This is a genomic window from Cellulomonas sp. NPDC089187, from assembly GCF_040685135.1.
Taxonomy (GTDB): domain Bacteria; phylum Actinomycetota; class Actinomycetes; order Actinomycetales; family Cellulomonadaceae; genus Cellulomonas.
The window spans coordinates 620,703-632,101 of record NZ_JBFBHI010000001.1 but is presented as its reverse complement, the minus strand read 5'-3'; the positions used below and the strand labels follow the sequence as shown (position 1 = coordinate 632,101).

At 68.6% G+C, this 11,399-nt stretch carries 10 protein-coding genes and 1 tRNA gene; 8 read left to right on the top strand and 3 right to left on the bottom strand.

The window, feature by feature from the left end; translation table 11 throughout:
- Window positions 1-119: 119 nt before the first annotated feature.
- Window positions 120-1,373, bottom strand: coding sequence for a helix-turn-helix domain-containing protein (locus AB0N78_RS03065; protein WP_363385675.1), 1,254 nt, complete (start codon window positions 1,371-1,373; stop codon window positions 120-122).
- Between the two features lie 112 nt (window positions 1,374-1,485).
- Here AB0N78_RS03065 and AB0N78_RS03060 point away from each other — a divergent pair, with 112 nt between their 5' ends.
- Window positions 1,486-2,217, top strand: a complete 732-nt coding sequence (locus AB0N78_RS03060; RefSeq protein ID WP_363385672.1) for a hypothetical protein — start codon at window positions 1,486-1,488, stop codon at window positions 2,215-2,217.
- Between the two features lie 64 nt (window positions 2,218-2,281).
- Here the strand turns inward: AB0N78_RS03060 and aceE are convergent, their stop codons facing one another.
- Window positions 2,282-5,026 (bottom strand): pyruvate dehydrogenase (acetyl-transferring), homodimeric type, encoded by a 2,745-nt coding sequence (aceE, locus tag AB0N78_RS03055; protein ID WP_363385669.1) that lies wholly within the window; start codon window positions 5,024-5,026, stop codon window positions 2,282-2,284.
- A gap of 353 nt (window positions 5,027-5,379) precedes the next feature.
- Here aceE and AB0N78_RS03050 point away from each other — a divergent pair, with 353 nt between their 5' ends.
- The 6 genes from AB0N78_RS03050 (at window position 5,380) to AB0N78_RS03025 (ending at window position 9,287) form a co-directional block, all read left to right on the top strand.
- Window positions 5,380-5,799 carry a DUF3052 domain-containing protein gene (locus tag AB0N78_RS03050; protein WP_363385667.1) on the top strand — a complete coding sequence of 140 codons (420 nt, stop codon included), beginning with the start codon at window positions 5,380-5,382 and terminating at the stop codon, window positions 5,797-5,799.
- A 7-nt stretch (window positions 5,800-5,806) separates the two neighbouring features.
- A complete protein-coding gene (locus AB0N78_RS03045; protein WP_363385664.1) occupies window positions 5,807-6,319 on the top strand; it encodes a redoxin domain-containing protein in 513 nt (170 codons plus the stop codon).
- Window positions 6,320-6,448: 129 nt separating this feature from the next.
- Window positions 6,449-6,838, top strand: a complete 390-nt coding sequence (locus tag AB0N78_RS03040) for a hypothetical protein (RefSeq protein WP_363385660.1) — start codon at window positions 6,449-6,451, stop codon at window positions 6,836-6,838.
- Between the two features lie 31 nt (window positions 6,839-6,869).
- Window positions 6,870-6,943, top strand: a tRNA-Val gene (locus tag AB0N78_RS03035).
- A gap of 790 nt (window positions 6,944-7,733) precedes the next feature.
- The gene (locus AB0N78_RS03030) at window positions 7,734-8,276 is read left to right on the top strand and encodes a hypothetical protein (RefSeq protein ID WP_363385657.1); all 543 of its coding nucleotides are present in this window, start codon (window positions 7,734-7,736) and stop codon (window positions 8,274-8,276) included.
- Window positions 8,277-8,324: 48 nt separating this feature from the next.
- Window positions 8,325-9,287, top strand: coding sequence for a hypothetical protein (locus AB0N78_RS03025; protein ID WP_363385654.1), 963 nt, complete (start codon window positions 8,325-8,327; stop codon window positions 9,285-9,287).
- A gap of 801 nt (window positions 9,288-10,088) precedes the next feature.
- On the opposite strand, the gene map is transcribed toward AB0N78_RS03025, so the two are convergent.
- Window positions 10,089-10,859, bottom strand: coding sequence for a type I methionyl aminopeptidase (gene map, locus AB0N78_RS03020; protein ID WP_363385651.1), 771 nt, complete (start codon window positions 10,857-10,859; stop codon window positions 10,089-10,091).
- 314 nt (window positions 10,860-11,173) lie between these two features.
- Here map and AB0N78_RS03015 point away from each other — a divergent pair, with 314 nt between their 5' ends.
- Complete coding sequence (locus AB0N78_RS03015) at window positions 11,174-11,341, top strand: hypothetical protein (protein ID WP_363385648.1); 168 nt, start codon at window positions 11,174-11,176, stop codon at window positions 11,339-11,341.
- Window positions 11,342-11,399 lie beyond the last annotated feature (58 nt).

Sequence of the window (11,399 nt, the reverse complement as noted above, 5' to 3'; positions counted from 1 at the left end):
GATGCGCAGCGATCGAACTCGACGCGGCCGGGTCGAACTCGGACCTGGCGCGAGAGTGCGCGGCGTGCGCGGGGCCGGGGGTGCGCGGCGTGCACAGGGCCGAACTCGGGCACCAGGGGTCAACTCGGGTGGTGGTCCAGGCGGCCCACGGCCAGGGCGGTCTGCAGCACGAAGGCCTCGCGCGGGTCCAGGGGGTCCCATCCGGTGACCTCGGCGACCCTGCGCAGGCGGTAGCGCACGGTGTTGGGGTGCACGTACAGCGTGCGGGCGGCTGCCTCCAGGGAGCGGCCCGCACCGACGTATGCCCCGAGCGTCTCCAGCAGTGATCCGGTGCTGGCCAGCAGCGGCAGGTACGCCTGCTCGATCAGCACGCCCCGGGCAGCGGCATCGCCGACCAGCACCCGCTCCGGCAGCAGGTCGTTGGCCGCGACCGGGCGCGGGGCCTGCGGCCAAGCCGACACCGCCGCCAGACCGGCCAGCGCCGACCGGGCCGACCGGGCTGCGTCCGCCAGGTCGTCGCCCAGCGGGCCGTAGATCACCGGGCCCGGGCCAAATCGGGGCAGCAGAGAGTCGGCGGCGGCGCGCAGGTCACCGTTGCCGCCCAGGAAGATCACCAGGCGCTCGCCCTGGATGCCCACCAGCGTGTCGTCCGCGGCACGGCGGGTGGCTCGGCGCAGCTCGGAGGTGCGCACATCGTCCAGGGCCTCGCCGGTGGTGCCGACCACCACCATCGTGTGCCCGCGTCCGCTCCACCCCAGCGCCGCGGTGCGCGAGCGCAGTGAGTCGTCGACGTCCCCGCGCAGCAGCGCGTCGACCACCAGCGCCTCCAACCGGGCATCCCATGCGCCGCGCATCTCTGCGGCGCGGGCGTAGACCTCCGCCGCGGAGAACGCCACCTCGCGGGAGTAGCGCAGCACGGCCTCCAACAGATCACGTTCGGCACCCGGGGCGGCCAGTTTGTCCGCGTGCGCCTCCACCACGTCGACCACCACGCGCACCAGCTGCAACGTGTGCTGCAGGGAGATCGACCGGGTCAGCTCCGGGGGAGCGGTGGCAAAGATCTCGCCCACACCATGCGGCGGTTTGGACGGGTCGGCGAACCAGGTGACGAAGGCGGTGATGCCCGCCTGGGCGACCAGTCCGACCCAGGACCGGTCATCGGCGGGCAGGGAGCGGTACCAGTCCAGGTCGTCGTCGAGGCGGTGCATGGCCGCGGCGGCCAACATGCCTGAGCCCTCCCGGACCCGGCGCAGCGTCTCACCGTTGGACGCGTCGGGGGCGGTGGCGATCCGTCCGGCACGGGTGCGGTTGCGCGCGGGGGAGACCCCGGCCTCGGCATCGCCGGCACTGGGGGGTCGGACGGAGTCAGGCATGGGGGCGAGCATACGGGTCGATTGTGGACAGTCCACAAAGGAGCCAGGCGACTGCGCCGGTGTGCACCCCCGTCGCCCGGCCAGGATGGTCGACTGACGCTAGTGTCGCGTCATGGCTCTGCTGCCCCGACTCCGCCGGCTGCTCGGCCGCCCCGTGTCCGCATCCCGGGTCGGTGCCCGGCGTCCGAGCTCGAGTCGACACGGCGATCTGCCGCAGGAGGACGCCCTGCGTGCCGCCCTCGGTGATGACCCCAATGACGAGCGCGCCTTCGCCGCGCTGGCCGAGATCGTGCGCCGCCACGCGGTGACCAGCACCGATGACGACCCGTTGACCGCCGACGCCGAGGACACCGGTCCGGAGGGAATCGACGGCGGCAGCACGCCGGACGCGATCCTGGCCGCGCAGGCCGAACGCCAGCGTGCGGCGGATCTGGCGGTGTGGGCGCTCGGCGAGGAGCTGTCCGGCAACCCTCGGGCCTGGTATCCGCTGGTCGAGGTGGCGCGACTCTCGGTGCGTGACGACCTGGAGGGCACTCTGCGTCGACTGACCACCGCCGCCGAGCGCGATCCCTCGGGCAAGGCGCTGCTTGCCGGATTGCAGCTGCTGCGCGAGGCCGGGCTGCCGGTCGAGGCGCTGAACCTCGGCACCGGACACTGGCACCCGCGCGAGCATGATCCGGCTGTGGGCCGCGAGCTGGTGCTGGCGGCGGTGCAGGCCGATCGGCCGTTGGACGCCAAGCAGCATCTGGCCTCGTTGGAGCTGGCCCCGCATCCGTCGCGGACCACTGCGATGCGCGAGGAGCTGGCGGCGCTGGTGGCCCGGGCGGAGCAGCCGGGGGCCTGATTCCGTGAGAAGGCCCCGCATCCAGGATCGGATGCGGGGCCTTCTGCTGCGGGGACTCAGCCGGTCAGGCGTCGCCGCCCGCGTTGCCGGAGGTGCCGGCGTTCACGTCGTGCAGGCGGTACTGCTCGATCGCGCGGGCCGGAGCGTCCGCGGCGACCTTGCCCTCGCGGGCCAGCTGCTGCAGCACCCGGACCACCGTGGACGGACCGTCGATCTTGAAGTGCCGACGGGCCGCCGCTCGGGTGTCGGAGAAGCCGAAGCCGTCCGCGCCCAGCGTGGCGTAGCGACCGGGGATCCACTCGCGGACCTGGTCGGCGACCAGGTGGTCGTAGTCCGTGGTGGCCACGAACGGGCCCTCCGCACCCTGGAGCTTGCGGGTCAGGTACGGAGCCTGAGCCTCCTCACCCGGGTTGAGGAACGCGTGCTGGTCGGCGGCCAGGGCCTCACGACGCAGCTCGGACCAGCTGGTGACCGACCAGACTGCGGCGTCCACGCCCCAGTCCTCGGCGAGCAGCTTCTTGGCCTCCAACGCCCACGGCACTGCCACACCGGAGGCGAGAATCTGCGCCTTAACGCCCTCGCCGTCGGCCGGGGACAGCAGGTAGATGCCCTTGAGAATGCCGTCGATGTCGACGTTCTCCGGCTCGGCCGGCTGCACGATCGGCTCGTTGTACACCGTGAGGTAGTACAGGACGTCCGGGTCGCGCGGGTCGTCCTCGCCGTACATCCGCTGGATGCCGTCGCGGACGATGTGCCGGATCTCGTAGCCGTAGGCCGGGTCGTAGTGCACGACATGCGGCATGGTCCCGGCGATCAGCGGGGAGTGGCCGTCGGCGTGCTGCAGGCCCTCACCGGTCAGCGTGGTCCGACCGGCGGTGGCACCGATCAGGAACCCGCGGGCCATCTGGTCACCGGCCGCCCAGAACTGGTCGGCCGTCCGCTGGAACCCGAACATCGAGTAGTAGAAGTAGAACGGGATCAGCGGCTCGCCGTGGGTGGCGTAGGACGTGCCCACCGACTGGAATGCCGCCGCGGAACCGGCCTCATTGATGCCGGTGTGCATGATCTGGCCGGACTCGGACTCCTTGTAGGAGAGCATGAGGTCGCGGTCCACGGCCAGGTAGTTCTGACCGTTCGTGTTGAAGATCTTGGCGCTCGGGAAGATCGAGTCCAGGCCGAAGGTGCGGGCCTCGTCCGGGATCACCGGAACCAGTCGCTTGCCGAACTCCTTGTCCTTGACCAGGTCCTTGAACAGCCGGACCAGCGCCATGGTGGTGGCGACCTCCTGGGTGCCCGAGCCCTTCTTCAGCAGCTCGTAGGCCTTCTCGCCCGGGAGGGTCAGCGCGGTGTGCTTGCTCCGGCGCTCCGGCACGTAGCCGCCCAGCGCACGACGACGCTCCTGCATGTACTGGATCGCCGGGTCGTCCTGACCGGGGTGGTAGTACGGCGGCAGGTACGGGTTCTCGTCGATCTGCTCGTCTGTGATCGGGATGTGCAGCGAGTCGCGCAGGGTCTTCAGCTCGTCGGCCTTGAGCTTCTTCATCTGGTGGGTCGCGTTGCGGCCGGCGAAGCCCGAGCCCAGGCCGTAGCCCTTGACGGTGTGCGCCAGGATCACGGTCGGCTGACCGGTGTGCTCCCGGGCGGCCTTGTACGCGGCGAAGATCTTGCGGTAGTCGTGCCCACCGCGCTTCATCGCCCAGATCTCGTCGTCGGTCATCTTCTCGACCAGCGCCTTGGTGCGCGGGTCCCGACCGAAGAAGTGCTCGCGGATGAATGCGCCGCTCTCCGCACGGTAGGTCTGGTAGTCGCCGTCCGGGGTCTCGCCCATCAGGTGGACCAGCGCGCGGTCCTTGTCAGCGTTGAGCAGGGCATCCCACTCGCGGCCCCAGATCACCTTGATGACGTTCCAGCCCGCGCCACGGAACTGGGCCTCCAGCTCCTGGATGATCTTGCCGTTGCCGCGCACCGGACCGTCGAGACGCTGCAGGTTGCAGTTCACCACGAACGTCAGGTTGTCCAGCTGCTGCTGAGCGGCCAGCTGCAGCATGCCGCGGGACTCCGGCTCATCCATCTCGCCGTCGCCGAGGAACGCCCAGACGTCCTGCTGGCTGGTGTCCTTGATGCCGCGCAGGTGCAGGTAGCGGTTGGTCCACGCCTGGTAGATCGCCGACGCCGGGCCCAGGCCCATCGACACGGTCGGGAACTCCCAGAAGTCCGGCATCAGACGCGGGTGCGGGTACGACGGCAGGCCGCCGCCCGGGTGTGACATCTCCTGGCGGAAGCCGTCGAGCTGGTGCTCGGTCAGGCGACCCTCCAGGTAGGCGCGGGAGTAGACACCGGGGGAGGCATGACCCTGGAAGTAGACCTGGTCACCGCCGCCCGGGTGGTCCTTGCCGCGGAAGAAGTGGTTCAGGCCGACCTCGTACAGGGTCGACACCGACGCGTAGGAGGAGATGTGCCCGCCGACCGCGACACCGGGACGCTGGGCCCGGGTCACCATCACCGCGGCGTTCCACCGGTTCCACGACCGGTACTTGCGCTCCAGGACCTCGTCGCCCGGGAAGTAAGGCTCGTCGTGCACACCGATGGTGTTCACGTAGGGGGTGTTCAGCTCCTGAGGGATGCTGACGTTGCGCTCACGCGCCCGCTTCAGCATGTTCAGCAGCACGTACCGCGCCCGCGGCCCGCCCTTGTCGTCGATCAGGCCCTCGATGGACTCGACCCATTCGGCCGTCTCCTCGGGGTCGACATCCGGTACCTGGCTCAGCAGGCCGTTGATGAGCGGCCCGCGCCCGTCGTTGGAAGCCACCAGTGCTCCTTGCCTCTCCGCGCGCCCGCGGCCCGGTTGGCCCCGATGCGCATCTCGGCCCGCGCTCACAGCGGAGTCGTCGGTGGACGACAGGTGCGCGGGTGGAACCCATTCTGTTCCGTCCCTGGGTCGAAAGTCTTCCTTACCGGACGACCTGGGGCGTGACGTCCGTGACAATCGCCCTGATCCGGGGTGGTGCTGATCACGTTTATCCACAGGTCGCTCCGATGGGTCCGTCGTCCCCAACCCGGGTGGCCACCACGCGCCACAGGGGCCAGGTGGGCTACCGTTCGGTGATCGATCGAGTGCACCGCCTATCAGAGGCGGTGGCGGACGGAAGGAACAGGCGGGACGTGGCGACCAGCACGGGCGACGCCCCTCAGGGGGCTAGCCGACTCGGATTCACCACCGGACAGGTGGTGCAGGAGTTCGGTTACGACGACGACGTGGACGAGGCGCTGCGCTCCGGGGTGGAGGAGATCACCGGGGCCGAACTCGTCGACGAGGACTATGACGACGTGGTCGACGGCGTGATCATCTGGCACCGGGACGATGACGGCGACCTCGCCGACACCCTGGTGGACGCCCTGACCGTGCTGGACGACGGCGGTCAGATCTGGGTGTTCACCCCCAAGCCGGGCCGGACTGGGCACGTCGGTCACGACGACATCCAGGAGGCCGGCACCACCGCGGGCCTGCACGCGACCAGCACCTTCTCCATCGCCGACGACTGGTCGGCGACCCGGATGGGGTCGCGCGGTCGCGGTCGCTGATCCGACGATGAGTGACCGGGACGTCTCGGACGACACGCCCGGGATGCTCGCGGTCGGCAACTCGACCCCGTCGGTGCAGCTCACCGAGCACACCGGCCGGCCGGTCACGCTCGGCGGGCCGGGCGGTCGACCGACGCTGGTGGTGTTCGTGCCCTTCGCGTTCTCCCCGGTGTGCGGCGACGAGCTGGCCCGACTGAACACGGTGTTGCCGGAGCTGCGCGAGCGGGTCGATGTCTGCGCGGTGTCCTGCGACCCGGTGCCGACCCTGCGCGCGTGGGCGGAGCGCGAGAGCTTCGACTTCCCGCTGCTGTCCGACTTCTGGCCACACGGGGCCGCCGCCCGGGCGTTCGGCGTCCTCGATGAGGAGCAGGGTTACGCCAGGCGGGGGAGTTTTCTGCTGGACACCGAGGGCGTGATGCGGTGGCGGACACTGTCCCCGGCCGGTGTGGGGCGTGACCCTGAGGTGTACCTCCAGGCTGCGGCGAGCCTGCCATCAGTGGGCTCGGTGGATTTCCGCTGAGCGCAGGCTGCGGATCTTCACCCGGGTGGGCGTGAGGACGACCCCGGTGTGCTCGTCCCATCGACCTGATCAGCGCACTCGACTACTCAATCGCGTCAGTCCGCAGCGTTGCGCCCCTACGGTGGCGGGATGGCTGCTCCACCCGGGCTACCCGGCCCACCGGTATTCGACCCGCGGGTGGGGTGGGTCGTGCGCCCGCCCGAACCACCCCGGGCGCTCTTCGGCTGGACCATCGGTCTGAGCCTGGCTGCCGTCGGGGGGATCGCGGCGCTGCTCCTCACACATGACGCCACCCGGCACTTTCGGATCTGGGCGGTGCTCGGGGGTGGGTTGGTCGCCTTGCTGGTGGTGGCGATCATGTTGGCGACACGGATCGCGCGTATCGCCGTCGGTCATCGCTGGCCGTACTGGACGGTCTTTGGCCTGGGGCTCGGCGTGGTCCTCCTGGCGAGCTGCGTGATGGTCTACACGCTGGTCGCCTGCATCGTCACGTGGGGTGGCATGTACTGCAGGGGCTGAGGTCACCGGTAGGCTGACGCACCACACGCAGGGGCCTGTAGCTCAGTTGGTCAGAGCGCCGCGTTTACACCGCGGAGGTCGTCGGTTCGAGACCGGCCGGGCCCACCTAGGGCTTGTTCGTCATGAGCGAACGAGTCTCTTTGTCTAATCGACTATGGGGTTCTATCCGGCGGGCTTCGTCATTGGGACCTTCGGCCTAGACTTTGTCGGCCCATGATTATGCTTGGGTGTCGTCTTTACGTTACTTGGTCGGTCATCGGCGCTAGCCAGTCGGTCCGTTGGCCGTGGTGGTCAGAGGAGCAGGGTTGGCGAAGTTTAGGTCGGGCTGTTAGCACCGGCCTGCCGCGCGGCCGGTTTGATCTCGCCGAGAACATGACCAGCCGTGATCGCGCGCACGCACCGGGCATGGAGGTCGAATGCCGCGGGTAGGACCCGGACGACCCGTTGAGCGACTACGAGGCTAGCGAACGTGCCTCCCGCTACTAGCCGTCCGCAGCCAGCGTCGTGCAGCACCGGCTCACCGGTGCGCAGGCTCGCCCGGTACCTGCGGGAGATCCCGCTGGGTCGTACCTTGCCAGAGCATCCCGCACGCACGGTGTGCCTCGCCAGGACCGCGGTGACGGGTCCGGAGTTCAGGCCTTGCTCAACCACGCGGCGGGACTTTGCGTGTCGAGCCGTAGGCACGTGCCCCAGCAAGTGGTGGTCCCGGACAGCTCCGGTCCTCGCCCTCACCATCTCGACGCGACCACCGGCTAGTGTTGTGACGAACCATCCCGACAATGTCGGACCCCGCCGGTACGGTCAACGACATGAATCAGTCGAGCCGCTTCCACGACCCAGCAGCGCGACGTCTCGTCGCGATGAGGTACCGGCGCGGCTCTTTGCAGGTGTCGAAGTGAGCCGGTCCTTCGAGTCGTTCATCCGCTGGAAGTCGCGCAACGCGGCGACGGTCGTCCGTGTCTGGCTGTTCTTCGTGTCCTACGCCCCGCTGTTCTTGATCATCGGGTTGCGGGCGTGGCCGAACCGGGTCGCAGCGGCGATCTGGGTGGGCGCTTGGGGTCTCTTCACCACCCTTGCCTGGTTTGCCCTGCGACGCCAGCGGCACCTGACCGACCGTGAGGTGAAGATCTACGACGTGCAGAGTCAAGGCTCTGCTGTCTCGAGCTATCTGGCGACGTATCTTCTCCCGTTCGTTTCGACGACGCCCGCCGTTTGGGGCGATTGGGTCGCTTACGGCGTTTTCTTCGTTGTCGCGCTTGTCGTTTATGTTCGATCCGATCTGGCCTTGGTGAACCCCACTCTCTACGTTCTTGGCTATCGTGTGACCGAAGCTACGATGGGGGCCAATCGGGTTCTCGTCATCAGTCGCCGTGCGCTGCGTTCTGGTGAGTCGGTACGGGTCACAGATTTCCTGGACGCGTCCGTCGTCCGTGATTGACAGCAGCCGGTTTTTCGTCACATGGAGGAACGAGTGCCGTCCAATTCTGTGCCGCCCGTCCGCTGGGACACCGACCCGCGCCTGATCCTGGGATGGCGCGAAAAGGGATCGATTAGGGCGGGGCGGGTTCCGCTCCACAAGGGTGTCGTCAACGACATCCGGGACATCGCCCGCGGTGCCATGGCCAGGCTCGTCGATGGTGAGTCGCGGCAGTACGAACCGAGCGCAAGTCTGACGACCAGGGAGGAGTTCTTCCGGATCCCAGTCGACGGGTTGCCCGCCCGCAAGCCCAAGCGCGGCCAGGTCGACGGCACGGCCGACTCCGCCGCGATGCTCTCCGCGACCGCCGAGCCGGACCTGCTCGACAAGATCCCGCCGGTCGACCTCAGCGACCATTCCGCTTTCGTGTTCTATGGGCTTGTGTTCGACCTTCAGGGGGGCGGCACCGTCACGTTCGTGACGAAGGACGACCCCGTGCGTGCCGCTGCTGGCTTCAAGGTCAGCCTGTTCGGCGCGGACAAGCTAAAGCTCGCGACACCGCCCCTGGTCAGTCTCCGTGCGCACGTCGACCTCGTCATCGGCGCACAGGAGGTCTTCGTTCTGCGCAAGGCGGCGTTCGAGCAACTGTTCAATGACGTGAAAGTTGCCCTCGCAGATGCACCGGCGAACATCGAGGAAGTCGCCGATACTCTTGAGGACCTGATCGTGCTCGGACCGGACGCCGTTGCTTCGCTTCAGGCGGTTGCAACGAAGCGGATCAGCTACGCGGTTCGCCTGCGAGCGCTCTCCGAGAGGATCGCGCAGATCAAGCCGACCCCGGCGAGCGTGCGCCAGCAGCTCAAGGAAATGGGCAACGATCCCGCCGATCTGCTTGAGGGCGACACGTTCGTGTTCGATGAGTCGAACGTCGGGCTGTTCCTCGACCTCATGGAGGGCAGGCACTTTGCCGACCAGTGGACCGGCGAGCGTATGCGCGCCGACCGGATGTCTCGGCACCAGCCAGGTGCCTAACTAGCGCCGCTGGGGCTGGTGCCGGGATGCTCGGCATCAGCCTCGGCCCCGACTGTCTGGTCTCGTTCCTGGGGCGGCATCGGCATCTCCTCCGTCTATAACCATCGTCTTGGCCGCCTGACACCCATCGAGTACGAGGCGAGCGCGACCATTTGGACCGCACTCGCCGCCTGACAACCGGGCTGTTGCCCACTCGTGCGGTCGACCCAGACGCGCTATAGGCCCTCTGCAACCTTGCCGCCCGGTATTGCGATGCACCGATCACCGGTGACTGTTGGGCAGTCGTGAAAGACCGCGTCCTGGCAGTAGGGCGTGCTCTTTGTATCGCACATCGTGCCTGAGTCACCGTCACGGAGGGTGCCATCGGCCGCATCGTAGGTGATGGTCAGGTCGACAGGTTTTGATCACTGCAATGATGATCTCAAGGTGGGCGTCCGAGCCACCGAGGGGGCTGAAGTTCACGATCACCCGGCGTGGGGGAGATCGACCGGCGGTCCGCCGAGGTGAGTGTGCTGGGGATCCGGACCGCGAAGGGCCTGGAGTTCGGCAGGTGATCGTGGTCGATCTGGACGCTGATAGGTACTGTGCCGAGACCGACCGCGGCCTGCTCGATGTCGCCTGCACCCGCGCCTTGCGCCGGTTCACCCTCACTCACACCGGTGAGTCCCGCCCCCCACCAGGAGCTCGAAGCGACCTTTGCCTGCTCCTGACGGATGACCGAGTGACGGCTGTTGCCCGACCCACTGGGTCGGCTGTGCGTCGAGGACCGAGGAGAACAGGTCGGCGGCGAAGGTCGGAGGGCTACTCCGCGCGGGTCAGGACCTCCGCGCCGTCCTCGGTGATCAGCACTGTGTGCTCACTGTGCGCCGTCCGCGCGCCGGTTGCGCTGAGCAGCGTCCAGCCGTCGGTGTCGGTGACCAGCTCGTCGGTGTCCGCCATGATCCACGGCTCGATGGCCAGCAGCAGTCCGGGGCGCAGCGTGTAGCCGCGGCCAGGGCGTCCGTCGTTGGAGATGTGCGGGTCCTGGTGCATGGTCGACCCCACGCCGTGCCCGCCGAAGTCCATGTTGACCGGGTAGCCCGCGCCGCGCAGCACCTGACCGATGGCATGCGAGATGTCGCCGACCTTCGCACCGGGGCGGGCTGCCTCGATCCCAGCGGCCAGGGCGCGCTGCGTGGTCTCGATCATGTCGAGGTCCTGCGCGGACCCGCCCCCACCGACCACAAAACTGATCGCCGAGTCGGCCACGATGCCGTCCAACGACACCGCCAGGTCCAGGGTGAGCAGGTCGCCGGCGGCCAGTCGGTAGTCGCGGGGCTTGCCGTGCAGGACGGCATCGTTCACCGAGGTGCAGATGTGGTGCCCGAAGGGGCCGTCACCGAAGGACGGTGCGTAGTCGACATAGCAGGAGACGGCACCCGCCTCCTCGATCATCTCCCGCGTCCACCGGTCGATCTCCAGCAGGTTGGTCCCGGCGACGGCCCGCTGCTTCATGGTCTGCAGGATTCGTGCGACCAGGGCGCCGGTGGCGCGGGCACGGGGGAATTCGGCGGGGCTGAGGATCTCGATCACGGTGCGACTTTATCGCGGCGTACGATGCGGGCCGTTCGCAGGATCGGGTAGAGTGGTCGAACACACGTACGTGCGGGGCGTTTCCCCGCCACGGTGGCATCGGGCGTCGCAGCCCGGTCACGCGACATCGCGGGCCACCCCATGCACCATCGTCTGCAGCCGAAGGCGCGGACCGGAGAGAAGTCATCATTACCCTGCAGTACAGCCCTGTTCCCACCCTGCCTGCGCTCGGATCCGCACCGCTGCGGGTCGTCTGGCGCCAGGCCGACGACGACCTGTGGGTCGCCACCCTCGGCGGCGAGTTCGCCGGGACGATGTCCACCGACGCTGACGGGATGCACCACGTCACCGACCGGATCGCCCGGCCGGTGCTGAGCACCCCGTCCTGGTCGGTAGCGCGCTCCGCGCTGGATGTGCCGGCACCTGCCCGTCGCCACCCTCGCCGTCGTCGGCGCAGCGGGGCGCGCCCGGCCGGTCGCTGACCGGTTCGGCGCTTCCGCGACCATCTCGCATCGATGGCCACGCCGTCGTCGGTCCATA